The sequence below is a fragment of the Paracoccus sp. S-4012 genome, assembly GCF_009674885.1.
Classification (GTDB): Bacteria; Pseudomonadota; Alphaproteobacteria; order Rhodobacterales; family Rhodobacteraceae; genus Paracoccus.
On sequence record NZ_WKKA01000014.1, the window covers coordinates 30,427 to 55,387 of the forward strand.

Genomic DNA, 24,961 nt, shown 5'->3' on the forward strand with positions numbered 1-24,961 from the left:
GGTCAGGTGTGGCCCAAGTGGCGGGCGGCGTCCATGCTGTGATGGAGGCACCGCAGAACGAGGACGCTGTCGCCGTCCACACGATAGAAGATGAGGTGGCTCTCGTGGACCAGCCGGCGCAAGCCGGCGCCCAGTTCGTCGTGGCTGCGTTCGATCAGAGGGTTGTCGCCGATACGACGAAGGGCGCTTTCCAGATCGCGCGCATACCGCTTCGCCTGCGTCGGTCCCCAAGTCGTTAGCCCCGTCCAGAAGATGTCGTCGAGATCGGCGAGGGCGGTCCCGGTCAGGACCACCTCAGCCATGTCGCGCGTTCCAGCGCTCCATGCCCCTGGCGATCACGTCATCCATGTCGAGCGGGCCCGCGATCCCGCTCTCCTCGCCCTCGCGGATCAGGGTGCGCAGCCGCTCCAGCCGCTGCTCGTCCTCTTCGAGCCGACGCAGGCCCGCGCGAACCACCTCGCTGGCGGAGGCGTAGCGTCCCTCGGCGACGAGGCCGGCGATGAAACTTTCCCAATGAGCGCCGAGCGACACGCTGGTGTTGGCCATCAGTTTCCTCCGCGTGGTATTTCTTGGTATATGCGTGCGGGAGGACAGCCTGCAAGCCTTCCGCCTCGCACCGCGGCATGCCAGAACCGCACTCATCCATCTGAGCGGAGGCGATCATGACATTCGGCAAGGGCAGCCACCTGCATCTGATCGACGGATCGGCCTTCATCTTCCGCGCCTATCACGCGCTGCCGCCGCTCACGCGCAAGACGGACGGGCTGCCGGTGGGGGCGGTGGCGGGCTTCTGCAACATGCTGTGGAAGTATCTGGAGGAAGCCAGGGGCGACGAAGCGCCGACCCATGCGGCGGTGGTGTTCGACCATTCGGCGCGCACCTTCCGCAATGAGATATACAAGGACTACAAGGCCAACCGGCCCGATCCTCCGGAGGACCTGAGGCCGCAGTTCCCGCTCACGCGTGAGGCCACGCGGGCCTTCAACGTTGCCTGCCTGGAGGTCGAGGATTTCGAGGCCGACGACATCATCGCGGCGCTCGCCTGTCAGGCGCGGAATGCGGGCGGGCGGGTCACGATCGTCAGTTCGGACAAGGACCTGATGCAGCTCGTCGGTGACGGGGTCGAGATGCTCGACCCGATGAAGGACAAGCGCATCGGCCGCGAGGAGGTGCGCGAGAAGTTCGGGGTCTATCCCGAGAAGGTGACGGATGTGCAGGCGCTTGCCGGCGACAGCATCGACAATGTGCCCGGCGCACCGGGAATCGGCATCAAGACCGCCGCGCAACTTATTGAGGAGTATGGCGATCTCGAGACGCTTTTGGCCCGCGCCGGGGAGATCAAGCAGCCCAAGCGCCGCCAGACGCTGATCGACCATGCCGAGAACATCCGCGTCTCCAAGCGGCTTGTGACGCTCGACTGCGACAGCGCGCCCGTGGACATGACGCTGGAGAGTCTCGAGTTGCGCGAGCCCGATCCGGCAAAGCTGCTCGACTTCCTTGCCGAGATGCAGTTCCGCACCCTCGCCAACCGGGTCGCGCAGCGCTTCGACGCCGCGCCGCCCAAGATCGAGGAGCCGCTGCCCGCGCCCGCCGCGGGCGCGACCGCCGCCACCCCGGCGCCGGAGCTGCCGCCGATCGACCCGGCGGGTTACGTCACCATCCGCGACACCGAGGCGCTCGCGCCCTGGCTCGCGGCAATCGCGCAGCAGGGCGAGGTGGCGATCGACCTTCAGCTCGACCGGCTGGACGAGTTGCAGGCGGAGCTCATCGGCATCGCCCTTTCGCCCGGCGTTGGCCTCGGCGCCTATATCCCGCTCGGCCACAATGGCGGGGGCGACGGCCTCTTCGGCGCGGCGGCGGAGGGGCAGATGGCCCGCGCGGCGGCCCTCGCGGCGCTCAGGCCGATGCTGGAGGATGCCGCAGTCCTGAAGCTCGGGCACGACATCAAGCGCGACGCCAAGTTCCTCGCCCGCGAGGGCATCCGCCTGGCGCCCGCGGGCGACGTGATGCTGCTCTCCTACGCCCTCGCCGGGGGCGCGCATGGGCATGGGCTGGACGAACTGGCCGGGCTGCACCTGAACCACACGCGCGCACCGCTGAAGGACCTGCTCGGCAGCGGCAAGTCCGCCGTCACCTTCGCCGCGCTCGCCCCCGAGACCGCCGCCCGTCCTGCCGCCGAGGAAGCCGAGATCGTCTGGCGCCTCTGGCAGCGGCTGCGGCCGCAACTCCCCGCCTCGCGCGTCACCACCGTCTACGAGACGCTGGAGCGCCCGCTGATCCCGGTCCTCGCCCAGATGGAGTCGCGGGGCATCACCATCGAGCCGCAGCAGCTCTCGCGCATGTCGGGCGAGTTCGGCCAGAAGCTCGCGGGGATCGAGGACGAGATCTACGGCATCGCGGGCGAGCGCTTCAACATCGGCTCGCCGAAGCAGCTGGGCGAGATCCTGTTCGGCAAGCTCGGCTTCGCGCAGGGGCGCAAGGCGGGGAAGTCGGGCGCGCTCTCGACCGCCGTGGACGTGCTCGAGGACCTCGCGGCCGAGGGGCACGTGCTGCCGGGGCGCGTGCTCGACTGGCGCGCGGTCAGCAAGCTGAAGGCGACCTATACCGACGCCCTCCAGACTTATGTGAACCCGGACACCGGGCGCGTGCATACCAGCTACGCCATCGCCGGGGCCTCGACCGGGCGCCTCGCCTCGACCGAGCCGAACCTGCAGAACATTCCCATCCGCACCGAGGAGGGGCGGCGCATCCGCGAGGCCTTCGTCGCGCCGGAGGGGCGGCGGATCGTCAGCCTCGACTACAGCCAGATCGAGCTGCGCATCCTCGCCCATGTGGCCGATATCCCGGCGCTGAAGCAGGCCTTCCGCGAGGGCATCGACATCCACGCGATGACCGCGAGCCAGATGTTCGGCGTGCCGGTCGAGCGCATGGACCCCGAGACCCGCAGGCGCGCAAAGGCGATCAACTTCGGCGTGATCTACGGCATCTCCAGCTTTGGCCTCGCCCGCAACCTCCGGATCCCGCGAGCCGAGGCGCAGGCCTTCATCGACACCTATTTCCAGCGGTTCCCCGAGATCCGCGACTACATGGAGCGCACGGTGGAGGAGGCGAAGCGGCAGGGCTTCGTCACCACGCTCTTCGGGCGGCGCATCTATGTCCCCGGCATTGAGAGCAAGGGACCGGCGCAGGCGGGGGCGCGGCGACAGGCGATCAACGCGCCGATCCAGGGCGCCGCCGCCGACATTATCCGCCGCGCCATGATCCGCATGCCCGAGGCGATCGCGGGGTTGCCGGCCGAGATGCTGCTGCAGGTCCATGACGAGCTGGTGTTCGAGGCCGACGAGGCCGCGGTCGAGCCGCTGATCGAGCGGGCGCGGGCAGTCATGGCGGGGGCGGCCGAACCTGCGGTGAAGCTCTCGGTGCCGCTGGTGGTCGAGGGCGGGGCAGGACGGAGCTGGGCCGCGGCGCATTGACGCGCGGGATCACGCGCGCCCGGATGGCGCGCGTGCCGGGGCCAGAGCAAGCCCGCGAACGCGCCCTTAGCTGGCGCTGGCGTGCATCGGCTTGACTTGGGTCAATGTGGGAAACCCCCGATGCGGCGTAGCTGACCGCATGGAACATCTAGCGCAACTGACGCGCTTGGGCCTCTTCGATTCGCGGGTCCCGCGCTACACCAGCTATCCGCCCTCGACCCAGTTCAAGGCGGCCGCGACGCCGCCTGACACGGTGGAGGACTGGCTCGCCGCCATCCCGGCGGGCGATTCCGTCTCGCTCTACATCCACGTGCCCTTCTGCCGCAGGCTCTGCTGGTTCTGCGCCTGCCGAACGCAGGGCACGCAGAGCGACGACCCGGTGCGCGCCTATGCCGAGGTGCTGCTGACCGAGATCGCCATGCTGCGCGACCGCCTCGCGCCCGGTGTCACATTGTCGCGGCTGCACTGGGGCGGCGGCACGCCGACGCTGATGCCGCCCGACATGATGCGCCGCGTGGCGGGGGCGGTGTTCGACGCCTTCCCGCTGGCGCCGGGGGCCGAGTTCTCGGTCGAGATCGACCCGAGCGAGATCGACGACGCTCGCATGGACGCGCTGGCCGAGGCCGGGCTGACCCGCGCCTCGATCGGGGTGCAGGATTTCGACCCCGAGATCCAGAAGGTCATCGGCCGCGAGCAGAGCTTCGAGCTGACCGCCCGCGCGGTGGAGATGATCCGCGCCCGCGGCATCGAGAGCCTCAACGCCGACATCCTCTTCGGCCTGCCCCACCAGACGCCGGAGCGGATGGCCGCCTCGGTCCAGAAGCTGCTGGCGCTGTCGCCCGACCGCGTGGCCCTCTACGGCTACGCGCATGTGCCGTGGGTCGCCAAGCGGCAGGTGATGATCCCCGAGGACGCGCTGCCCGATTCGACCGCGCGCCTGCGTCTGTTCGAGGTGGCCGAGCAACTGTTCCTCGCCGACGGCTACGACGCCATCGGCATCGACCACTTCGCCCGTCCCGGCGACGGTCTTGCCGCCGCGCAGAAGGCGGGCCTACTGCGTCGCAACTTCCAGGGCTACACCGACGACCAGGCCCGCACGCTGATCGGCGTCGGCGCGAGCTCCATCTCGCGCTACCCGCAGGGCTATGCCCAGAACGCCCCCGCGACCGGGGCCCATACGGCCGCGATCCGCGAGGGACGGCTCTCGGTCTCGCGCGGGCACCTGTTCTCGGCCGAGGACATCTGGCGTTCGCGCATGATCGAGGCACTGATGTGCGACTTCGAGATCCGGGCCGAGGAGTTCGTGCGCGACCACCACCTCTCGCCCGCGGCGCTGCACAACCTGTTCGCCCCGGTGAAGGCGCGCTTCGGCGACATGGTCGAGGCGGACGAGCGTGGCTTCCGCATCCCGCCGCACGGCCGCCCGCTGACGCGCATGGTGGCGCATATGTTCGACGCCTACGAGATGGAGGCGCGCGGCCACTCGCCCGCCATGTGAGACGCCGCGCCCGCCGTTGTCAGGCCGCGGCGCGCGGCCTATGACCGCAGGATGGAGATGCCCGCACCCGACCCCCGCATCCTCGCCCGCCGCGACGCGATCGTGGCGGCGCTCGAGGCCGCGGCGCCGGGCGCGGTTATCCACGACCCGGCCGAGACCCGCGCCTATGAATGCGACGCGCTCTCGGCCTACCGCTGCCCGCCCTTGGCCGTGGTGCTGCCGCGCTCGACCGCGGAGGTGGCCGCCGTGCTGCGCGCCTGCGCCGCCGAGGGCGTGCCGGTGGTGCCGCGCGGGGCAGGGACCTCGCTCGCGGGCGGCTCGATGCCGACGGCGGATGCGGTGGTGGTCGGCCTCGCGCGCATGAACCGGGTGCTCGAGATCAGCGCCGAGGACCGGCTGGTCCGCGTGGAGGCGGGCCGAACCAACCTCGCCGTCAGCGATGCGGTGGTGGGCGAGGGCTTCTTCTACGCCCCCGACCCATCGTCGCAACTCGCCTGCGCGATCGGCGGCAACATCGCCATGAACTCGGGCGGCGCGCATTGCCTGAAATACGGCGTCACGACCAACAACCTGCTGGGTCTCACGGTGGTGCTGATGGACGGCTCGGTGGTCGAGCTGGGCGGGCCGATGGGCGAGAGCGGCGGCCTCGACCTGATGGGCGTCGTCTGCGGCTCCGAGGGGCAACTGGGCCTCGTGACCGAGGCGACCCTCCGCATCCTGCCGAAGCCTGCGGGGGCGCGGCCGGTGCTGGTCGCCTTCGACTCGGCCGAGACCGCGGGCGCCTGCGTCGCCGCCATCATCCGCGCCGGTGTGCTGCCAGTCGCGATCGAGTTCATGGACCGCCCCTGCATCCGCGCGACCGAGGCCTTCGCCCACGCCGGATACCCCGATTGCGAGGCGCTGCTCATCATCGAGGCCGAGGGCACCGCGCCCGAGATCGACGAGGCGCTCGGCCTCATCCGCGACATCGCCGAGGGCTTCGCGCCGCTCGAGTTCCGCGAGAGCCGCAGCGAGGACGAGAGCCGCCGCATCTGGCTCGGCCGCAAGTCGGCCTTCGGCGCAATGGGGCAGATCAACGACTACATGTGCCTCGACGGCACGATCCCCGTCTCGGCCCTGCCGCGGGTGCTGGCCCGCATCGGCCAGCTCTCGGCCGAGCACGGGCTGGAGGTGGCCAACGTCTTCCATGCGGGCGACGGCAACATGCACCCGCTGATCCTCTACGACGCCAACGCGCCCGGCGATCTGGAGCGGGCGGAGGCTTTCGGCGCGGATATCCTGCGCCTCTGCGTCGAGGCAGGCGGGTGCCTGACCGGCGAGCATGGCGTGGGCATCGAGAAGCGCGACCTGATGACGGTGCAATATGCGCCCGCCGATCTGGAGGCGCAGATGCGGGTCAAGGACGTGTTCGACCCGGAATGGCTCCTGAACCCTGCCAAGGTGTTTCCGCTGGCCGTGTCGGCGGGGCGTCGTGAACGGATGCGCGATGCCGCCTGAGGCCGTTCTCGCCGTGGCCGATGCCCTGCGCCCTGCCTCCGAGGCCGAGCTTGCGGAAGACATCCGCAGCGCTCGCGGCCCGCTCTCGATCCTCGGCGGCGGAACCCGCCTCCTGCCCGGCGAGGGGCGGGCCACGCCCCTCCGCACCGGCGGCCTTACGGGCATCACCCTCTACGAACCCGCTGCCCTCACGCTCGTCGCCCGCGCGGGAACGCCGCTGGCCGAGATCGAGGCCGCGGTCGCCGCTGAAAACCAGATGCTCGCTTTCGAGCCGCCACCCGCCGCGGGCTCCACCATCGGCGGCGTCATCGCGGCGAACGCCTCCGGCTCGCGCCGGGTGCAGGCGGGGGCGGCGCGCGACGCGCTGATCGGGGTGCGCTTCGTGGATGGCTCGGGCGAGGTGATCGCCAACGGCGGCCGAGTGATGAAGAACGTCACCGGCTACGATCTGGTGAAGCTGATGGCCGGCTCGCGCGGCACCCTCGGCGTGCTGACCGAGGTCGCGCTCAAGACCGCGCCCCTTCCCCCCGCAACCCGTGTGCTGCGCCTGTCCGGCCTCTCCGCCGCCGAGGCGATCGCGCCGCTGACCATCGCGCTGACTGGCCCGTTCGACGTGACCGCGGCGCTCTGGCTGCCGGGGCCCGGCGCGCTGATCCGGCTCGAGGGCCTGTCGCAATCGGTGGCCGTCCGGGCCGAGGCACTGAAAGCCCGCCTGCGCGGCTTTCAGATCGAGGACACCCCCCATCTTCGCCTTGACGAAAATATCCTCGGGGGTCCGGGGGCAGACAGCCCCCGGCGCGACGGCGACGTCTGGCGCATCCTCTGCCGCCCTTCGCAAGCCCCCGCGATCCTCGCCACGATCCCCGAGCCGCTGCGCCTCGACTGGGGCGGCGCGCTGATCCTCGCGCGGTTGCCCGAGGGGAGCATGCCGCCGCTTCCCCCCGGCGCCATCGCCACCCGCCTGACCGGCGCCCCCGCGCGCCTGCCGCCGCCCGACCCCGTCACGGCCCGCCTGGAGGCCGGCCTTCGCGCCCGCTTCGATCCCCGCGGCCTCTTTGCAAGCCCCGCCTGATGCAGACGACCTTCACCCCCGAGCAACTCGCCGATCCGCTCACCGCGCGCTCGAACCGCATCCTGCGCGCCTGCGTCCATTGCGGCTTCTGCACGGCGACCTGCCCGACCTACAAGCTCTTGGGCGACGAGCTCGACAGCCCGCGCGGCCGCATCTACCTCATCAAGGACATGCTCGAGAGCGGTCGGCCCGCGGACGAAAAGACCGCGCTGCATCTCGACCGCTGCCTCAGCTGCCTCAGCTGCATGACCACCTGCCCCTCGGGCGTGAACTACATGCACCTGATCGACCACGGCCGCGCGCATGTGGAGGCGACCTATCGCCGACCCTGGCGCGACCGCTGGCTGCGCGACCTGCTGGCGCGGGTGCTGCCCTATCCGGGGCGGTTCCGGGCGGCGATGGCGGCGGCCAAGCTCGCGCGGCCGTTCGCGGCGCTGATGCCGGACCGGCGGCTGCGGGCGATGCTGCGGATGGCCGGGGCGCCGCTGCCGGGGCCGTCGCGGGTCAACGATCCAGGCACGCACCCGGCCGTGGGCGCGCGCCGGATGCGCGTCGCGATCCTGCCCGGCTGCGCGCAGTCGGTGCTCGATCCCGGCATCAACGAGGCCGCGATCCGGCTGCTCAACCGTGCCGGCGCGGAGGTCGTGGTGCCGGAGGGCATCGGCTGCTGCGGCGCGCTGACGCATCACATGGGGCGCGAGGATCAGGCGCGGGAAACGGCGCTGCGGACGATCCGCGCGGTTCTGGCGGCGGAGGCGGAGGGGCCGCTCGACGCGTTTCTGGTGACGACCTCGGGTTGCGGCACGACGGTCAAGGACTACGGCGCGATCTTCGCGGGCACCCCGCATGAGGCCGAGGCGGTGCGGGTGGCGAGCCTCGCGCGAGACGTGACCGAGGTGCTGGCCGATCTCGGCCTGCCGCCCGTCACTCGGCCGCGCGCGCTGCGCGTGGCCTACCACCCGGCCTGCTCGCTCCAGCACGGGCAGCGGATCGTCGCCACGCCGAAGGAGCTGCTGGCCGCCGCGGGCTACGAGGTCGTGACGCCCGCTGACGCGCATCTCTGCTGCGGCAGCGCCGGGACCTACAACCTGTTGCAACCCGAGCTTTCCACGCAGTTGCGCGATCTCAAACTCGCGGCGCTGCACCAGACCGTGCCGCAGGTGATCGCGGCGGGCAATCTCGGCTGCATGATCCAGATCGCCTCGGGCACCGGGATTCCGGTGGTCCACACGGTCCAGCTGCTCGACTGGGCGACGGGTGGACCAGCCCCGAAAAATCTCGACGAAGCCTTCTGAACCTCTTGAAACCGAGGCGGTCGGTCTCCAGTTCTGGAACTGTCGGAAGGCCCAATGGCGCCGACGAAGACCGCCCGCCGGATGCATTCCGGGGGCAACCTGAACATCGCTTGAACCCAAGGATGGACAAGATGCGTGAACGCTTCGACCTTACCCCGCTCTACCGCGCCTCGGTCGGTTTCGACCGTATGGCCGACATGATGGATCGTGCGCTTTCGGCGGACCTCGCTGCGCCGACCTATCCCCCCTACAACATCGAGAAGACCGGCGATGACACCTACCGGATCTCGATCGCCGTCGCGGGTTTCTCGCCCGATGACCTCTCGGTAGAGATGAAGGACGGCGCCGTCGTGGTGGCCGCCTCCAAGGCGGACACGAACGAGGACGAGGGCCGCACCTTCCTCCACCGCGGCATCGCCACCCGCGCCTTCGAGCGCCGCTTCACCCTCGCCGAGCATATCCGCGTCACCGGCGCGAGCCATGAGGACGGGATGCTGCACATCGAGCTCGTGCGCGAGATCCCGGAGGCGCTGAAGCCGCGCCGGATCGCGATCGAGAAGTCGGCCGGCAGGGTCGAGAAGATCGACGCCTGACCTGCGGTCGGCGCGAGACACGGACGGGGGGCCTTCAGCGCCCCCCGTTTTCATGTCTGCCGCCGTTCCGCACCGTGGCGTCGGCCTCGATCCGCGACCGGTCCTCGACGTAGGGGCGCTTGCCGAACGTCGGGACGCCCAAGAATGGCAAGTTCAGCCGTCCGGTCATGTCCGCCCCCTCGGTCGTCGCGCCTGCGATCACGCACGCGATTGTTCTGCGAACAATCGTTCTCGATCCTTCGCAGAAGGATCGAAGCCTGCTAGGGGCGGCGCATGAAACTCTCCGACTTCGACTTCGATCTCCCCGAGGACCTGATCGCAACCCGTCCCGCGCGCCCGCGGAGCGCGGCGCGGCTGCTGCTGGCCGAGGGCGACGCGATTACCGACCGCGTGGTGGCCGACCTGCCCGCGATCCTGCGGCCGAGCGACCTGCTGGTGTTGAACGACACCCGCGTGATTCCCGCGCGGCTGTCGGGTACGCGGACCCGGGCGACGGCTGACGGCGAGGGCGTCGCGCGGATCGAGGTCACGCTGATCGAACCGGCGGCGGGCGGTCTCTGGCGCGCGCTCGCGCGGCCGATGCGGAAGCTGCGGCCGGGCGAGGTGATCCGCTTCTCCGACGCGCTTTCGGCCGAGGTCGTCGGGCTGGACGAGGCCCTGACGCTGCGCTTCGACGCCGAGGATTTCGATGCGGCCCTCGACGCCGCGGGGGCCATGCCGCTGCCGCCCTACATCGCCGCCCGCCGCGCGCCGGACGAGGCCGACCGCATAGACTACCAGACCGTCTGGGCCGAGCGTCCCGGTGCCGTGGCGGCGCCGACTGCGAGCCTGCATTTCGACGAGCCGCTGCTGGCGGCGCTCGATGCGCGCGGCGTCGAGCGCGCGCGCGTGACCCTGCATGTCGGCGCGGGCACCTTCCTGCCGGTCAAGGTTGAGGATGTCTCGACCCACCGGATGCACGCCGAATGGGGCGAGGTGGACGAAGCCGCCGCCGCCGCCATCGCCCGCGCGCGCGCCGAGGGACGGCGGGTGATCCCGGTCGGCACCACGGCGCTCAGGGTGATCGAGACCGCGGCCGCAGCCGGCGAGATCGCCCCCTTCACCGGCATGACCGACATCTTCATCCGCCCCGGCTACCGCTTCCGCGTCACCGACGCGCTGATGACGAACTTCCACCTGCCGCAATCGACGCTCATCATGCTGGTCGCGGCGCTGATGGGGCTCGACCGCACCCGGCGCATCTACGCCCATGCGGTCGAGAACCGTTACCGCTTCTTCTCCTATGGCGATGCGTCGCTGCTGATCCCCTGACGCCGCTTCCCGTCGCCCTGAGCGTGGGCGACAGTGATAGAAGGCGGGCGAAGCCTCCGAGGAACCATGCTGACCGTCCTGCGAACCACCTGGCCGCTTTTCCTCGGCATGGCGATGCTCATGGTCGGCAACGGCATGCAGGGCACGCTGCTGGGCATCCGCGGCGGCATCGAGGGCGTGCCGACGCAGCAGATGTCGATCGTCATGGCGTCGTATTTCGGCGGCTTTCTGATCGGCAGCCTCACGGTGCCGCGGATGATCCAGAAGGTCGGGCACGTCCGGGTCTTCGCGGCGCTCGGCTCGCTGATCTCGGCGATCCTCGTCCTCTATCCGGCGATGCCCTACTGGGAGTTCTGGGCCGTGGCGCGGCTGGCGATCGGCTTCAGTTTCTGCGGCGTCTACATCACCGCCGAGAGCTGGCTGAACGCGGGCGCCACCAACGAGACGCGGGGCCAGGCAATGTCGGCCTACATGATGGTGCAGATGCTGGGCATCGTCGCCGGGCAGGGGCTGCTCAACATCGGCGACCCGGCGGGGTTCATCCCCTTCGTGATCCCCTCGGTGCTCGTCTCGCTGGCGTTCACGCCGATCCTGCTCTCGACCCAGCCGGCGCCGCGGTTCGACACCATCAAGCGGATGAGCTTCGGGCGGCTCTGGCGGGTCTCGCCGCTGGGCTGCGTGGGCGTGTTCCTGATGGGCGGGGTCTTCTCGTCGCTTTTCGGCATGTCCTCGGTCTGGGGAACGGCCTCGGACATGACCACGGGCGAGATCTCGGCTTTCGTCGCGGCGATCTATGCCGGGGGGCTGCTGTTCCAGTGGCCGATCGGCAAGCTCTCGGACCACCGCGACCGCCGGCGGCTGATCCTCGGCCTGGCGGTGGCGGGCGCGGCGGTGGTGATCGCGCTGCTGTCGGCACCGGCGGGGCTCTGGGGGCTGCTGGTCGCGGCGGCGCTGATCGGGGGGGTGGCCAACCCGATCTATTCGCTGCTGCTGGCCTATACCAACGACCTTCTGGACGCCGCGGACATGGCCGCGGCCTCGGCGGGGCTGCTGTTTCTCAACGGCCTCGGCTCGGTGATGGGACCGCTCGTGACCGGCTGGCTGATGGGGGTCTTCGGGCTCGACGGCTTCTGGGTGCTGAACGCGGTGCTGTTGGCGGCGCTCGCCGGCTACACCGCCTGGCGTCTGACCCGCCGCGCGACGGCCGAGCCGACCGCGTCCTATACGCCCGTTCCGCCGGGCGCGACGCCCGTGGCAGTCGAGGCCGCAATGGACGCCGACCAGCTGCCGCCCCCGGACGAGGTCGAACGCGCGGCTTGAACCGGGCGGCGCCTCGCGCGAGGCTCGCCCGAACCAGCCGCGAGGAGCGCCCATGCCCGAGATCGTGACCCCCGACGAGATCAACCGCTTCTGGCTGGAGGAAACCGGGCCGAAGCTCTGGTATCAGCCGACTGCGGCCCTGGACCTCAGCATCCGCGACCGCTTCATGGCCGCCTGGATCGACGCGCTGAGGCTGTCGGCCGCCTGGACCGCCACACCCGAGGGCGCGCTCGCGGCGCTGATCCTGACCGATCAGTTCCCGCGCAACATGTTCCGCAACGACGCCCGCGCCTATGCGACCGACCCGCTCGCCCGGCGCATCGCCCGCGCCGCGCTCGACGCCGGGCACGACCTCGCCACGCCCGAGCCGGGGCGGCAGTTCTTCTACCTGCCCTTCGAGCACAGCGAGGAACTGGCCGACCAGCACCGCGCCGTCGCCCTCTTCGCCGAGCGGATGCCGGGCGAGAACCTGCGCCACGCCGAACTGCACCGCGACGCCATCGCGGCCTTCGGCAGGTTTCCGTGGCGCAACGAGGCGCTCGACCGTGAGAGCACGGCGGAGGAGCGCCGCATCCTCGACGCGGGTGGCTACGGCGCGCTCGTCTCGGGCAAGGTGGTGCTGCCCCCGGCGTGATCATGCAGGCGTGATCGCCGCGGCGCCGGGCGGCCTTGCGCATGGCGCGGGGCCTCTGCAGCCTTGCGCCGGTATCCCCGAGGAGTTGCGCCGCATGTCCCGACCGCCCCCCGCGCTTCTTCTGACCGCGCTCCTCGCCGCCGGGCCCGCCGCGGCCGGGGGCTATACCGTCCTTCTGGGCCAGCAACCGCTGGGCCGGATCGAGGCCAGCGGCGCCGGCATCGACATGCGCCTGCAGGGCACGCCGTTCGGGGCCTTCGACGGCAGTTTCACGGCGCGGCTGGCGCAGGAGAACGGCCCGGCCGGGGCGGGGCTGCGCTATACCGCCCACACCGACTCGGCGCGCGAGAAGCGGGACGTGTCGCTGCTGACGGTCGGCGGCGAGGTGGTGGAGGCGCGGGTCGAACCGGCCTCCGAGGCCACGGCGCTGTCGCAGCCGGGCGCCGCGCCCGCGGGCGCAATCGATCCAGTGCGCGCGCTTGCCCATCTGGCGGGGGCGGGGGGATGCCCGGCCGCGTTCCGCCTCTATGACGGCCGCCGCGTTGCGGTCCTAGCGCCCGAAAGCTCCGAGAGCGACGGCGCGGTCCTGACCTGCCGCATGCGCTATCAGGTGACAGAGGGCCCCGGCCATGCCGGCCCGCTGCGCCTGCGCGGCGCACGGGTGGAACTGGTCTACCCGCTCGGCGGCGGCGCCATGTCCGAGGCGCGGATCAAGGCCGGTCCGATCACCCTGCGGCTCGCCGCGGACGGCTGATCACGGCGGCGCTTGCCGCCTCCCGGCCTGCCGTCCTAGGGTTCGCCGGACGATCTTCGACAAGGGACGGGCGGCATGGCGCAGAGCTTCGACATGGTGGTGATCGGCGCGGGTCCGGGCGGCTACGTCTGCGCCATCCGCGGCGCGCAGCTGGGCCTCAAGGTCGCCTGCATCGAGCGCGAGGCGCTCGGCGGCATCTGCCTCAACTGGGGTTGCATCCCGACCAAGGCGATGCTGCGCTCGGCCGAGGTGCTGCACCTGATGGAACGCGCCACGGAGTTCGGGCTGAAGGCGGAGGGTCTGGGCTACGACCTCGACGCGGTGGTGAAACGCTCGCGCGGGGTGGCGAAGCAGCTTTCCGGCGGGGTGGGGCACCTGCTGAAGAAGAACAAGGTAACGGTGCTGATGGGCGAGGCGAAGTTCGCCGGGCCGGGCAAGCTGACCGTGACGGGCGAGAAGGGCACCGAAGAGGTGACGGCGAAAGCGGTGGTCATCGCCACCGGCGCCCGCGCCCGCGTCCTGCCGGGGATGGAGCCTGACGGCGAGGCAGTGTGGACCTACCGCGAGGCGCTCGTGCCCAAGCGGATGCCGAAGAAGCTGCTGGTGATCGGCTCGGGCGCCATCGGCATCGAGTTCGCGAGCTTCTTCAACACGCTCGGCGCCGAGACCACGGTGGTCGAGGTAATGGACCGCATCCTGCCGGTCGAGGACGCCGAGATCGCCGCCTTGGCGAAGAAGCAGTTCGTCAAGCAGGGGATGACGATCCTGGAAGGCGCGACGGTGAAGAAGCTCGACCGCAAGGGCGGCACTGTCACCGCGCATATCGAGGTGGACGGCAAGACCGAGACCCGCGACTTCGACACCGTCATCAGCGCCGTGGGGATTGTCGGCAATGTCGAGGGCCTCGGGCTCGAGGAGATCGGCGTGACGGTGGACCGCACGCATATCGTCGTGGACGAATACTGCCGCACGGGCGTCGAGGGCGTCTGGGCGATCGGCGACGTGGCCGGCGCGCCCTGGCTCGCCCACAAGGCAAGCCACGAGGGCGTCATGGTGGCCGAGATGATCGCGGGCGGCCAGCCGCATCCCGTCCGCCCCGAATCGATCCCAGGCTGCACCTACTGCCAGCCGCAGATCGCGAGCGTGGGGCTGACCGAGGCGAAGGCGAAGGAGGCTGGCCACGAGGTCAAGATCGGCCGCTTCCCCTTCCTCGGCAACGGCAAGGCCATCGCGCTCGGCGAGCCGGAGGGGATGGTCAAGACGGTGTTCGACGCGAAGTCGGGCGAGCTTCTCGGCGCGCATATGGTCGGGGCCGAGGTGACGGAGCTGATCCAGGGCTATGTCATCGGCCGCACGCTGGAGACGACCGAAGCCGAGCTGATGCAGGCTGTCTTCCCGCACCCGACGCTGAGCGAGATGATGCACGAATCGGTCCTCGACGCCTACGGGCGGACGATCCACTTCTGACGCCGCGACGCCGGGGGCTTTCCGCCCCCGGACCCCCCGCCAAGACGTCATGAGCCTGAACACGTTCTTGGCCGAATCCAGGCCGATAATGCTGACCTCTTCCATGGACGCTCCCGCGCCCGACGGTGCTTCAACGCCCCCCACCTTTGCACATCGATACCGGCCGAGGGCGTCCACTCCATCGCTTGCCCCGCGGCCGCATCCCGCGGCGGCTACCCCCCGTTAGATCCGGCCCTACTTCTTACGACGCCGTTGAAGCTCTCGAAGCGCACGCTGCCAAGCGCGCAGGCGCTCGAGCGGTGCTGCGGCGACGCTCTGCATGACGGAGCTTCGGCGCATCTGCCTAGGCAGCGTTGCCGGGATTCGAGTTGGCTTTGGGTCTGCGGAACAAAGTCGTGCTCCTGTGACAGACCGACAGATCGATGCCTGTACCCGTCAGGTGGGCGTCGGGCGGCGGCACACGCTTGACGTCGTTCCAGTTGATAACGCGCCGAAGCTCTTGCCCTTCCCGCAACCATCCTGCGGGTGATCGGCGTCGACCCCACCTCCGATCGGCATTGCCAAACCGGCCCAATCATGCAGGCTGACGCGGGCGGGGGTAGAGCATCGCGTGACCTGCGGCCGCGAAGGAAATCCTCCATAGTGGAGCAGGCCGATGCCGGACGATCCATCGAAAGACGAGGGATCCAGTGCTGTTCAGGCGGACGTAGCCGGGTCGGCTGTGCCTCCCCGGTCGCGTCCGCCGCTCGAGCGTCGCCGCTTCGGAGGCACCGACAGGCCACATCAGCGCGCCGCAGAGGATGACACGCCGGTGTCGCGCAGCGACCTGAGCAAGGGTCCCGAGGAGTTGCTTGAGCATCGTGCCGACCGCGTCAACTGGCGCGTCCTTGCGGTGTCCACGGCAGTGATCCTTGCCTTCTCGATCTGGGCCATCACCACACCGGCCGACGCTCGGGACACCATGCACTCCGCCGTCATCTGGATCGCCACGAGCCTCGGCTGGTATTACGTGCTGACGGTCACGCTGGTGGTCGGATTCATCCTCTGGGTCGCTTTCTCCAAGGAAGGCGACGTGCGGCTCGGTCCGGACCATTCGCGGCCGCAATACAAGCTGATGACCTGGGTGGCGATGCTGTTCGCTGCGGGCGTGGGCATCGACATGCTCTTCTATTCGGTCACTGGCCCGGTCGCGCATTACCTTTATCCGCCTTCGGGCGCAGGCGGCACACCCGCGGCGCTGCAGGATGCCGTGGTCTGGACGATGTTCCACTATGGCATCGCCGGCTGGTCCATGTATGCGCTGCTCGGCATGGCGATGGGCTACTTCGCCTACCGCTGGGGAATGCCGCTGTCGATCAGGGCGGCTCTCTATCCCCTCTTTGGAAAGCGTGTCCGTGGCCCCCTGGGCGACGGCATCAGCATCATCGCGCTGGTCGGGACGGTGTTCGGCGTCGCCACCTCGATGGGCATCGGCGTCGTGCTTCTGAGCGTCGGCTTCTCGCTGCTCTTCGGCCTGCCGCAGGGACTGCCGCTGCAGGTCGCGCTGGTTCTGGGGGCCGTGGTCCTGACCATCCTGGCCACCACGTCGGGCGTCGATCGCGGCATCCGCCTGATCTCAGAACTGAACCTCTGGAGCGCGCTGGCGATGATGGTCTACATCCTCGTCACCGGCCAGACCGCATTCCTTCTGAACGCGCTGGTCGAGAACATCGGCCGCTTCATCCTGACACTTCCCGAACGCACGTTGCAGACCCTTGCCTATGAGCCGCAAGGTGCTCAGTGGATGGGCGGCTGGACGCTGTTCTTCTGGGCATTCTGGCTTGCCTGGGGACCATTCGTCGGTGTCTTCCTCGCCCGCATCTCGCGCGGGCGCACGCTGCGCGAGTTCGTGATCGCGGCGATCACCGCGCCGGTGCTGTGCGACTTTATTATCGTCTCGCTGTTCGGCAACTCCGCCTTGTTCCAGGTCTTGCAGGGCAACACCGCATTCGCCCAGCTGGCCGTCGAAAGCCCCGAACAGGGCTGGTATGCCCTGCTGGGGATGTTCCCCGGCCCGATGATCCTGATCGCTCTGGCCACGCTCTCCGGGCTGCTCTTCTATCTGACCAGCGCCAATTCCGGCGCCATGGTGACGGCGAACTTCTCGGCCTCGATCCCGGAGCCGTCGCATGACGGGCCCAAGTGGCTGCGCATCTTCTGGGCGGCGATCACCGCAGTGCTGACCATTGCAATGCTGCTGGCGGGCGGCGTGACCACGATGGAATATGCGACGCTGATCTTTGCCCTGCCGGTGACGATCATCGCCTATCTGGTCATGGCGTCTTTCTACAAGGTGCTGCGGATGGAGCGGGCGGAACGCGAGGGCCAGGTGCTGCTGCGGCGCTCCATGGCCCCGACCGGCGGCCATGCGCCTGAGCGATCGTGGAAGCAGCGGCTCGAACGACTGCGGTCCTACCCGTCCCTGCGCCAGGCGACCCAGTTTCTCGACCGCACGGTCCGGCCGGCGCTTGATGACGTGGCCGCCGAATTCCGTGGCCAGGGCTATGAGGTCGAGCAGAGCGCCATGCTCAACGCCTATGGTGTTCAGGAGCCGCTGCTGCGCGTATCGATGGAGAGGTTCCGCGCCTTTCACTACCAGGTTGCGATTGTCGAGGCGCCCGTGCCGATGTTCAGCGGTCGCATGACCCGCGAGACAGACGTCTACTATCGGCTTGAGGTTTTCACCCAGACCGGCTCCGGCGGCTATGATCTGATGGGCCTCACAAAGCAGCAGGTGATTGACGACGTGCTGGACCGATATGAGGCGCACCTGGCGTTTCTCACGTATTCGACGGAAACCGATACGGCCTCGGTCCTCACGCCGGCGCCGCAAGGGCAGCAATCGGTGGTCCCGACGGACGCCGCAGACGTTGAAGATATCGAGGAGAAGATTCGATAGAGGGACACCTCCGCTTACCGCCCGTAGCGGCGCTTTGGGTCTGAGCAAGAAGACAGTGCCGGTCGGGAGCGGCGCTCGGGCCCTTTCAGTCGCTTATCGGGTCGGATCGGAAGTCGACCGCCGTCAGGCAGGGCGCGGGTCGGCTGTCGAGCCAGCGCCAGCGGGTCATGTTGTAGGCCATATTGGCGAGCGTGATCGCGCGCCCGCGCCCGCCAGTCCAAAGGTGCGGATGGCCAGTTCTATGAGGGCCTTCCGGCTCGGGCGAAGAGATGCTCGACCTTCGAGCGCACCGCCGATTTGGCCGCGTTGGCGCGGCGGGTCCGCTCCGGCCTCGGACGGCGACGGGGCTTCCTGCGATGGATGCGGCTGACATGCCGCGGGCGTCGAGCCATGCCTCGTTCTCCGCCGAGCGACAGGCGCTGTCGGCCTAGACCCGTCGCGACGTGTTGGTGCGGGCGATCAGCCCCTCGTGGAGCTGCCCGCCATCGTGCCGCGCGGCATCGGCGATGACCTGGCGCCGGATCAGCCCATGCATCCGGTAAATCGAGACATGGATTTTCAGTCTCGGTCAGGTAACCCCACCATTCCCCCGGCACGCCGCCGACCCGACCCATACTTTGATCGCACTCCGCGCCTTCCGGAATTGACGCAAGCCGTCGCTGCCGCGTGAGATGGCGGGAGCCCGGAGCATGCGCGCAGGAGGGGAGGTGCGCTTGCCGGGGCAGGGGGATGGCGGCTGCGCGGGATGCGCGGCTCCGAAACGGCTAGCGGAGGAGAGTCATGAGAAAGCTGCTGATGTCCAGCGTCGCGCTCGCGATGCTCGGGGGGGCGGGCTGGGCGAACGACAGCGTCACGGCGCTGATCGCCGACCCGACCCAGTTTGCCATCCAGACGCAGGATTATGCCAACACGCGCTATTCGACGCTCGACCAGATCAATCGCGAGAACGTGGGCGATCTGCGCGTGGCATGGACCTTCTCGACCGGGGTGCTGCGCGGGCATGAGGGGGCGCCGCTGGTCATCGACGACGTCATGTATGTCCATACGCCTTACCCGAACAACGTCTTCGCGCTCGACCTCAACAACGATGGCCGCATCCTCTGGCGCTACGAGCCGCAGCAGAACCCGGACGTGATCGCGGTCATGTGCTGCGACACCGTCAACCGCGGCCTCGCCTATGCCGACGGGATGATCTTCCTGCACCAGGCCGACACGACGCTGGTGGCGCTCGACGCCAAGACCGGCGAGGTGAAGTGGTCGGTCGTGAACGGCGACCCGTCCCGGTCCGAGACCAATACCGCCACCGTGATGCCGGTCAAGGACAAGGTCATCGTGGGCGTCTCGGGCGGCGAATACGGCATCCGCGGCAATGTCACCGCCTACAACATCGCCGACGGCAGCATGGCCTGGCGGGCCTATTCCACCGGGCCGGACGAGGAGATGTTGGTCGATCCCGAGAAGACCACCCAGCTCGGCAAGCCGATCGGCGCCGACAGCTCGCTCAACTCGTGGGAGGGCGACGAGTGGATGACCGGCGGCGGCCCCACCTGGGGCTGGTATTCCTATGACCCGGACCTCGACTTGATCTATTACGGCACCGGCAACCCCGGAACCTGGAACCCGGCGCAGCGGCCGGGCGACAACAAGTGGTCGATGACCATCATGGCCCGCGATCCCGACGACGGGATGGCCAAGTGGTTCTACCAGATGACCCCGCATGACGAGTGGGACTACGACGGCGTCAACGAGATGATCCTGACGGATCAGGAAGTCGACGGGCAGATGCGCAAGCTGCTGACGCATTTCGACCGCAACGGCCTCGCCTACACGCTGGACCGCGAGACCGGCGAGCTGCTGGTGGCCGAGAAGTTCGACCCGGTGGTCAACTGGACCAGCGGCGTCGACATGGACCCCAACAGCGAGACCTATGGCCGCCCCGCGGTCGTGGCCGAGTATTCGACCGAGCAGAACGGCGAGGACACCAACACCACCGGCATCTGCCCGGCGGCGCTCGGCTCGAAGGACCAGCAGCCGGCCGCCTACTCGCCCGAGACCAACCTGTTCTACGTGCCGACCAACCACGTCTGCATGGACTACGAGCCGTTCCGCGTCTCCTACACCGCCGGCCAGCCTTATGTCGGCGCGACGGTTTCCATGTATCCGGCGCCGGGCAGCCATGGCGGCATGGGCAACTTCATCGCCTGGGACAACATCGCGGGCGAGATCAAGTGGTCACTGCCCGAGCGGTTCTCGGTCTGGTCCGGCGCGCTCGCGACCGCGGGCGACGTGGTCTTCTACGGCACGCTCGAGGGTTACCTGAAGGCAATCGACGCCCAGACCGGCGAGGAGCTCTACCGCTTCAAGACCCCCTCGGGGATCATCGGCAACGTGATGACCTACGAACACGGCGGCAAGCAGTATATCGGTGTGCTGTCGGGCACCGGCGGCTGGGCCGGCATCGGCCTCGCGGCGGGGCTGCTCTCGCCCGAGAACGCCCAGGCCTGGCAGGAGGCGGCCGGGCGCCAGCAGGAGACCGAGGAGCAGACGGTGGGCACGGCCGGCCTCGGCGCGGTCGGCGGCTATGCCGGGCTGTCGGACTTCACCGCGCTTGGCGGCTCGCTGACGGTGTTCGAGCTGCCGGGCGAGGGCAGCGGGGCGGCGGCGGTGACACCGGCCGCGGCGACGACCACCGGCACGGCGGGCACGACGGCGATGCCGGCTGACACCGCAGGCGCGGCCGCGGCGGCCGGGGGGGGCGCGGCTCCATCCGCGGCGACGGACTCCGCTGCGGCGTCCGGCAATGCGACGGGGGCGCCAAGCGATCCCTCGGCGCCGGCTGAGGGCGAGGGCGCGGGCAAGACCGAAGCGACCGGCGCCGTTCCGATGGAGCCGTCCGCTGCGACCCCGGCGCCGGCCGATGCGGCGGCCGCCCCGAGCGATCCTTCAGCCCCGGCTGAGGGCGAGGGCGCGGGCAAGACCGAGGCGACCGGCGCCGTTCCGATGGAGCCGTCTGCTGCGGCCCCGGCTCCGGCCGATGCGGCGGCCGCCCCGAGCGATCCCTCTGCCCCGGCCGCAGGCGAGGGCGCGGGCAAGTCCGAGGCGACCGGCGGCGTTCCGATGGAGCCCGGGGCCGATGCCGCCACGCAGGGCGAGGGCCAGCCCGCGCCGGCGTCCAACTGACGCCGACGCCCACCCAGCCCGGCTGACCAGATCCGCCCCAAGCGTCAACCTTGGGGCGGAGACATGAAGGGGACGCCCGTCCCCGCGCAGCGAGGATGACGATGATCCGCACGTCCCAGCGTTCCGCGATGCGCCTCTCGGCCGCCGCAGTCCTGACCCTCTCCCTGGCGCTGCCTGTCGCGGCCCAGACCACCCCTCCGGCCGCCCCCGGCGTCGCCGCCGCGATCTCCGGCGCACCCACCCCGGCCGCCGCCGCCTCCGAGGGCGTCACGTTCCCCGAACCGGGAACCATCAGTGAGGGCCTGCCGCCGGACCTGACCGCGGTGACCTTCGAGAACGGACGCTGGTACAACGCCGAGGGCCTGCCGACCTTCAAGATCGAGGACGGCGTCGTCGATTACGCCACCTTCTCGGGCTACCGCCGTTATCACTCCGAATGCCACGTCTGCCACGGACCCGACGGCGAGGGTTCGACCTATGCCCCCGCGCTGAAGAACTCGGTGATGCGGGTGACGGATTACTACGCGTTCATGGAGATCGTGGCGTCCGGCAAGCAGGACGTGAACGCGGCGGCGAACCAGGTGATGCCGGCCTTCGGCACCAACCGCAACGTCTGGTGCTATATCGACGACATCTACACCTATCTGCTGGCCCGCGGTGTGGACGCGGTCCCGCGCGGCCGCCCGCCCGAGCGCGCCGACAAGTCGGAGGAATACGCGGCCCTCGAAGACAGCTGCATGGAGAACTGATGCGCGCGCCGATCCTTGCGGCCATGCTGGCGCTCGCCGCGCTTCCCGCGGGGGCGCAGCCGGTGCCCTTCACGCCCGGCGGCCCCGGCCCGGAGCCTGCGGCCGAGCTGGCCTCGACCACCGCCTTCCGCGTCTGCGCCGACCCGGCCAACGCGCCCATGTCGGTGAAGGACGGCTCGGGCTTCGAGAACCGCATTGCCGAACTCTTCGCCGAGAGGCTGGGCCGGCCGCTGGAATACACCTGGTTCCCGCAATCGACCGGCTTCATCCGCCGGACCCTCGCCGCCGGGCTCTGCGACGTGGTGATCGGCTACGCGCAGGGCGACGAGCTGGTGCAGAACACCAACCATTACTACAGCTCTGCCTATGTGCTGGTGACGCCAGCGGAGGACGAGCTGGCGGAGGTCACGACCCTCTCCGATCCGCGGCTGCAGGGGCTGCGCCTTGGCGTCATCGGCGGCTCGCCCGCCACCGACCACCTGCTGCGGCACGGGTTGCTGGCGCGCGCGGTGTCCTATCCGCTGTTCGTGGACCGGCGCGTTGACGATCCCACGGGGCGCATGCTGGCCGACCTGAAGGCGGGCCGCATCGACGCCGCGGTCCTCTGGGGACCGCTTGCCGGGCCGGCGGTGAAGGCCGACGCCTCGCTGCATCTCGCGCCGCTGATCGCCGCCGAGCCGGGAATGCCGCGGCTGGTCTATCGCATCACGATGGGGGTGCGGCCCTCGGACCAGGCATGGAAGCGCGAGCTGAACAGCCTGATCCGCCGCAACCAGGCCGAGATCGACGCGATCCTGCGCGAGGCGGGGGTGCCGCTGGTCGATGACGAGGGCACGGCGATGAAGCCCGAGGGGTGAGGCGGTTCTCGCTCCGGGGCTGGTCCTGCTGCTTGCGGGCGCGCCTGCGCCGAGGTGGCCGAGCCACCGGGCCATCGCGGCCGGCCCGCGCGGGTCATAGGCGCCAACGAGGCCCACGCGCTCCAGGCGCCGGTGGCCACCTTCAGCGACGTCCACCCCCGCGTCCGCCGCCGCCGGCTTGCCGCCGGGCACCGTCTCGCGGCAACCGGGCCACGGGGCCGGCTCACTCCCTGTCGAGGGCGATCACCGCCTCCGCCAGAAGCTCCGCACCGAGGGCGATGTCGGCCGTCTCCGCCCATTCCTCGGGACAGTGCGAGCGGCCGCCCAGGCAAGGCACGAACACCATGGCCGCGGGCGCAATGCGGGCGATCCAGGCGGCGTCGTGGCCGGCGCCCGAAACCATGCGGCGGCGGCTCGCGCCGATCCGGTCGGCCGCGCCCTCGAGTTCCGCCACGAGACCCGCATCCATGGCGGTCGGCATGTTGTCCGAGAGCCGCCGTGTCTCGGCCATGATCCCGGTGGGCAGGGCGGCAAGCCGGGCGTCGAGCCATCCCGCGAAATCCTCCATCTCCGGGCGCTCGGCGGCACGGGCGTCGATCAGCAGCCGCGCGCGCGAGGGGACCACATTGGCCGCCCCTGGCTCGATCGAGAACTCGCCCACCGTGGCCGTGAAATGGCGCTGCGCGGCGCGGGCCGTCGCCGCGGCGTCGATGTCGGTGATGAGCGCGGCGGCGGCCACGAGCGCATCGGCGCGCGCGCCCATCGGAACGGTGCCCGCGTGATCGGGGCGGCCGGTCAGCACGACCTCGATCCGGGTGATCCCGGCGACGGTGGTGACGAGCCCCGCATCGGTGCCGCTGCTCTCCAGCACGGTGCCCTGCTCGATATGCAGCTCGAGGAAGGCCTTGATCCCGCCGCGGGCCGCGATGGCCGCCGGGTTGCCGCCGACGTCGCGCATTGCCTGCCCGAGGCTGCGGCCGTCGTGCTGCAACTCCAGCCAGGCCTCGGGCAGCAGGCCCGCCATGCTGCGCGAGCCGATGCAGGAGACGCCGAAGGGCGAGACCTCCTCGGCCAGAAAATCGACCACGGCGAGGCCGTGGCGCAGGCGGATGCCGCGCTCGTCCAGCATCCGCGCCACCTCGAGCGCGGCGATGACGCCGGCGGGACCGTCGAAGCGGCCGCCGTCGGGGACCGTGTCGGAATGGCTGCCGAGCATGATCGTTGCGGCGGCGGGGTCGCTGCCCGAACGGGTGCCGATCAGGTTGCCGCCGGGGTCTAGCGCGACCTCCAGCCCGGCGCGGGTGAAGGCGTCGGTGAGCCAGCGGCGGCCCTCGTCGAAGCGGGGCGAGAACGCGCTGCGGGTCCAAGGCCGGCCGGGGTCGGTGATCCGGGCGAGGGCCTCGAGATCGGCCGCGATGCGGTCGGGGTTGACGCGGGTGTTTCGCATGGGGGCCTCGGCTCCGGGATCGCGCCTCCGGCGTAACGCCCGGCCGGGGCTGCGGCAAGCAGGCCGGGCCGCGCCCGTCAGTTCAGCCCGCCGCCGCTCCCGGAACCAGCGCCAGCACTCTCAGCGGACTGCCCGAGCCCTCATGCACCTTCAGGGGCGCGGTCACGAGGACCGCGCCGGTCGGGGGCAACTGGTCGAGCGCGGTGAGGCATTGCAGCCCGTAGCGCCCGGCGCCGTGGAGGAAGTGGTGGGCGGGGAAGGGGGGCGAGAAGTGGCTGCCCTGACCCGCGTCGGTGCCGATGGTCTCGGTCCCGAAGCCGAGGATGCCGCGGTCGTGGACCAGCCACTCCATCACCTCGGCATCCGGCCCCGGCGTATGCGCGCCGTCCTCGCGCAGGTTGGCATAGGCCGCGCCCTGCCGCCGTGACCAGCCCGTGCGCATCAGCACCCAGGACCGCGCGGGGACTGGGCCATGTTCCATCTCCCACGTCTCGACGGCCTCGCGGGTCAGCAGATAATCGTCGTCCACCGCCGTCCCTTCGGTGCAGTCGATCACGCAGGCAGGCGCGATCATGTCGGCCGCGGGCATCGTGTCCACGGTCCCGAGGGGCCGGTCGCGGCCGGTGAACCAGTGCGCCGGGGCGTCGAAATGCGTGCCGGTATGCTCGCCGAAGGACAGGTTGTTCCAGTACCACGCGGGCCCGGCGGCGTCGTAGCGCGACAACCGCTCGATCCGCACGGTGGCGGATTGCGCGAATTCGGGCGGCAGCACGATGGTCGGGAAGTCCTCGGTCAGCGTCTGGGTCAGGTCCACCACGCGGACCGATCCGGCGCCGAGGGCATCCATGAGCAGCGGAAGTGCGGACATCATGCGCC

General features: G+C 70.1%; 20 protein-coding genes. 15 read left to right on the forward strand and 5 right to left on the reverse strand.

Annotation, left to right across the window (positions count from 1 at the left end):
* Positions 1-2 precede the first annotated feature (2 nt).
* Both GI374_RS15080 and GI374_RS15085 read right to left on the reverse strand, forming a co-directional pair.
* Positions 3-302, reverse strand: coding sequence for a type II toxin-antitoxin system RelE/ParE family toxin (locus GI374_RS15080; protein ID WP_154337882.1), 300 nt, complete (start codon positions 300-302; stop codon positions 3-5).
* On the reverse strand, positions 295-546 hold the full coding sequence (locus GI374_RS15085) for a type II toxin-antitoxin system ParD family antitoxin (RefSeq protein WP_195759948.1): 252 nt from the start codon (positions 544-546) through the stop codon (positions 295-297). Before GI374_RS15085 ends, GI374_RS15080 begins: the two co-directional genes overlap by 8 nt.
* Positions 547-662: 116 nt before the next feature.
* Between GI374_RS15085 and polA the strand changes: the two genes are divergently transcribed.
* From polA to GI374_RS15115, 6 genes are all read left to right on the forward strand, one after another.
* A complete protein-coding gene (gene polA, locus GI374_RS15090) occupies positions 663-3,473 on the forward strand; it encodes a DNA polymerase I (RefSeq protein ID WP_154337883.1) in 2,811 nt (936 codons plus the stop codon).
* Positions 3,474-3,612: 139 nt separating this feature from the next.
* Positions 3,613-4,971: an oxygen-independent coproporphyrinogen III oxidase gene (hemN, locus tag GI374_RS15095; protein ID WP_154337884.1), complete on the forward strand. Its 1,359-nt coding sequence runs from the start codon at positions 3,613-3,615 to the stop codon at positions 4,969-4,971.
* A gap of 51 nt (positions 4,972-5,022) precedes the next feature.
* Entirely contained in the window at positions 5,023-6,468 is a 1,446-nt protein-coding gene (locus tag GI374_RS15100) for an FAD-linked oxidase C-terminal domain-containing protein (protein ID WP_154337885.1), read from the forward strand.
* A gap of 25 nt (positions 6,469-6,493) precedes the next feature.
* Complete coding sequence (locus GI374_RS15105; protein WP_154337923.1) at positions 6,494-7,540, forward strand: FAD-binding protein; 1,047 nt, start codon at positions 6,494-6,496, stop codon at positions 7,538-7,540.
* The gene (glcF, locus tag GI374_RS15110; protein WP_154337886.1) at positions 7,540-8,835 is read left to right on the forward strand and encodes a glycolate oxidase subunit GlcF; all 1,296 of its coding nucleotides are present in this window, start codon (positions 7,540-7,542) and stop codon (positions 8,833-8,835) included. Before GI374_RS15105 ends, glcF begins: the two co-directional genes overlap by 1 nt.
* A gap of 131 nt (positions 8,836-8,966) precedes the next feature.
* Entirely contained in the window at positions 8,967-9,428 is a 462-nt protein-coding gene (locus tag GI374_RS15115) for an Hsp20 family protein (protein WP_154337887.1), read from the forward strand.
* A 34-nt stretch (positions 9,429-9,462) separates the two neighbouring features.
* Here GI374_RS15115 and GI374_RS19375 read toward each other — a convergent pair whose 3' ends face one another.
* Entirely contained in the window at positions 9,463-9,597 is a 135-nt protein-coding gene (locus GI374_RS19375) for a hypothetical protein (protein WP_370515389.1), read from the reverse strand.
* A 104-nt stretch (positions 9,598-9,701) separates the two neighbouring features.
* Here GI374_RS19375 and queA point away from each other — a divergent pair, with 104 nt between their 5' ends.
* The 9 genes from queA to GI374_RS15160 all read left to right on the forward strand — a co-directional run bounded on the left by queA (position 9,702) and on the right by GI374_RS15160 (position 22,638).
* Positions 9,702-10,739: a tRNA preQ1(34) S-adenosylmethionine ribosyltransferase-isomerase QueA gene (gene queA / locus GI374_RS15120; RefSeq protein ID WP_154337888.1), complete on the forward strand. Its 1,038-nt coding sequence runs from the start codon at positions 9,702-9,704 to the stop codon at positions 10,737-10,739.
* Between the two features lie 66 nt (positions 10,740-10,805).
* Positions 10,806-12,059, forward strand: coding sequence for an MFS transporter (locus GI374_RS15125; RefSeq protein WP_154337889.1), 1,254 nt, complete (start codon positions 10,806-10,808; stop codon positions 12,057-12,059).
* A 52-nt stretch (positions 12,060-12,111) separates the two neighbouring features.
* A complete protein-coding gene (locus GI374_RS15130) occupies positions 12,112-12,693 on the forward strand; it encodes a DUF924 family protein (RefSeq protein WP_154337890.1) in 582 nt (193 codons plus the stop codon).
* A 94-nt stretch (positions 12,694-12,787) separates the two neighbouring features.
* Positions 12,788-13,447, forward strand: a complete 660-nt coding sequence (locus GI374_RS15135; protein ID WP_154337891.1) for a hypothetical protein — start codon at positions 12,788-12,790, stop codon at positions 13,445-13,447.
* Positions 13,448-13,522: 75 nt separating this feature from the next.
* A complete protein-coding gene (lpdA, locus tag GI374_RS15140; RefSeq protein WP_154337892.1) occupies positions 13,523-14,914 on the forward strand; it encodes a dihydrolipoyl dehydrogenase in 1,392 nt (463 codons plus the stop codon).
* Between the two features lie 655 nt (positions 14,915-15,569).
* Positions 15,570-17,852, forward strand: a complete 2,283-nt coding sequence (betT, locus tag GI374_RS15145; RefSeq protein WP_154337893.1) for a choline BCCT transporter BetT — start codon at positions 15,570-15,572, stop codon at positions 17,850-17,852.
* Between the two features lie 780 nt (positions 17,853-18,632).
* Complete coding sequence (locus GI374_RS15150) at positions 18,633-21,032, forward strand: methanol/ethanol family PQQ-dependent dehydrogenase (protein ID WP_370515390.1); 2,400 nt, start codon at positions 18,633-18,635, stop codon at positions 21,030-21,032.
* A 95-nt stretch (positions 21,033-21,127) separates the two neighbouring features.
* Positions 21,128-21,781: a c-type cytochrome, methanol metabolism-related gene (locus GI374_RS15155; protein ID WP_154337894.1), complete on the forward strand. Its 654-nt coding sequence runs from the start codon at positions 21,128-21,130 to the stop codon at positions 21,779-21,781.
* Positions 21,781-22,638 (forward strand): substrate-binding domain-containing protein, encoded by an 858-nt coding sequence (locus tag GI374_RS15160; RefSeq protein WP_154337895.1) that lies wholly within the window; start codon positions 21,781-21,783, stop codon positions 22,636-22,638. The genes GI374_RS15155 and GI374_RS15160 overlap by 1 nt, the downstream gene beginning before the upstream one ends.
* Positions 22,639-22,861: 223 nt before the next feature.
* On the opposite strand, the gene GI374_RS15165 is transcribed toward GI374_RS15160, so the two are convergent.
* Complete coding sequence (locus GI374_RS15165; protein ID WP_154337896.1) at positions 22,862-24,085, reverse strand: Zn-dependent hydrolase; 1,224 nt, start codon at positions 24,083-24,085, stop codon at positions 22,862-22,864.
* A gap of 82 nt (positions 24,086-24,167) precedes the next feature.
* Positions 24,168-24,953, reverse strand: a complete 786-nt coding sequence (locus GI374_RS15170) for a cyclase family protein (protein ID WP_154337897.1) — start codon at positions 24,951-24,953, stop codon at positions 24,168-24,170.
* Positions 24,954-24,961: the final 8 nt, after the last annotated feature.

What these genes read in the sequence shown, in the direction of transcription:
- GI374_RS15080 (WP_154337882.1), bottom strand. Translation starts at nt 302, where the DNA reads ATGGCTGAGGTGGTCCTGACCGGGACCGCCCTCGCCGATCTCGACGAC.
- GI374_RS15085 (WP_195759948.1), bottom strand. Translation starts at nt 546, where the DNA reads ATGGCCAACACCAGCGTGTCGCTCGGCGCTCATTGGGAAAGTTTCATC.
- polA (WP_154337883.1), top strand. Translation starts at nt 663, where the DNA reads ATGACATTCGGCAAGGGCAGCCACCTGCATCTGATCGACGGATCGGCC.
- hemN (WP_154337884.1), top strand. Translation starts at nt 3,613, where the DNA reads ATGGAACATCTAGCGCAACTGACGCGCTTGGGCCTCTTCGATTCGCGG.
- GI374_RS15100 (WP_154337885.1), top strand. Translation starts at nt 5,023, where the DNA reads ATGGAGATGCCCGCACCCGACCCCCGCATCCTCGCCCGCCGCGACGCG.
- glcF (WP_154337886.1), top strand. Translation starts at nt 7,540, where the DNA reads ATGCAGACGACCTTCACCCCCGAGCAACTCGCCGATCCGCTCACCGCG.
- GI374_RS15115 (WP_154337887.1), top strand. Translation starts at nt 8,967, where the DNA reads ATGCGTGAACGCTTCGACCTTACCCCGCTCTACCGCGCCTCGGTCGGT.
- GI374_RS19375 (WP_370515389.1), bottom strand. Translation starts at nt 9,597, where the DNA reads ATGACCGGACGGCTGAACTTGCCATTCTTGGGCGTCCCGACGTTCGGC.
- queA (WP_154337888.1), top strand. Translation starts at nt 9,702, where the DNA reads ATGAAACTCTCCGACTTCGACTTCGATCTCCCCGAGGACCTGATCGCA.
- GI374_RS15125 (WP_154337889.1), top strand. Translation starts at nt 10,806, where the DNA reads ATGCTGACCGTCCTGCGAACCACCTGGCCGCTTTTCCTCGGCATGGCG.
- GI374_RS15130 (WP_154337890.1), top strand. Translation starts at nt 12,112, where the DNA reads ATGCCCGAGATCGTGACCCCCGACGAGATCAACCGCTTCTGGCTGGAG.
- GI374_RS15135 (WP_154337891.1), top strand. Translation starts at nt 12,788, where the DNA reads ATGTCCCGACCGCCCCCCGCGCTTCTTCTGACCGCGCTCCTCGCCGCC.
- lpdA (WP_154337892.1), top strand. Translation starts at nt 13,523, where the DNA reads ATGGCGCAGAGCTTCGACATGGTGGTGATCGGCGCGGGTCCGGGCGGC.
- betT (WP_154337893.1), top strand. Translation starts at nt 15,570, where the DNA reads ATGCCGGACGATCCATCGAAAGACGAGGGATCCAGTGCTGTTCAGGCG.
- GI374_RS15150 (WP_370515390.1), top strand. Translation starts at nt 18,633, where the DNA reads ATGAGAAAGCTGCTGATGTCCAGCGTCGCGCTCGCGATGCTCGGGGGG.
- GI374_RS15155 (WP_154337894.1), top strand. Translation starts at nt 21,128, where the DNA reads ATGACGATGATCCGCACGTCCCAGCGTTCCGCGATGCGCCTCTCGGCC.
- GI374_RS15160 (WP_154337895.1), top strand. Translation starts at nt 21,781, where the DNA reads ATGCGCGCGCCGATCCTTGCGGCCATGCTGGCGCTCGCCGCGCTTCCC.
- GI374_RS15165 (WP_154337896.1), bottom strand. Translation starts at nt 24,085, where the DNA reads ATGCGAAACACCCGCGTCAACCCCGACCGCATCGCGGCCGATCTCGAG.
- GI374_RS15170 (WP_154337897.1), bottom strand. Translation starts at nt 24,953, where the DNA reads ATGTCCGCACTTCCGCTGCTCATGGATGCCCTCGGCGCCGGATCGGTC.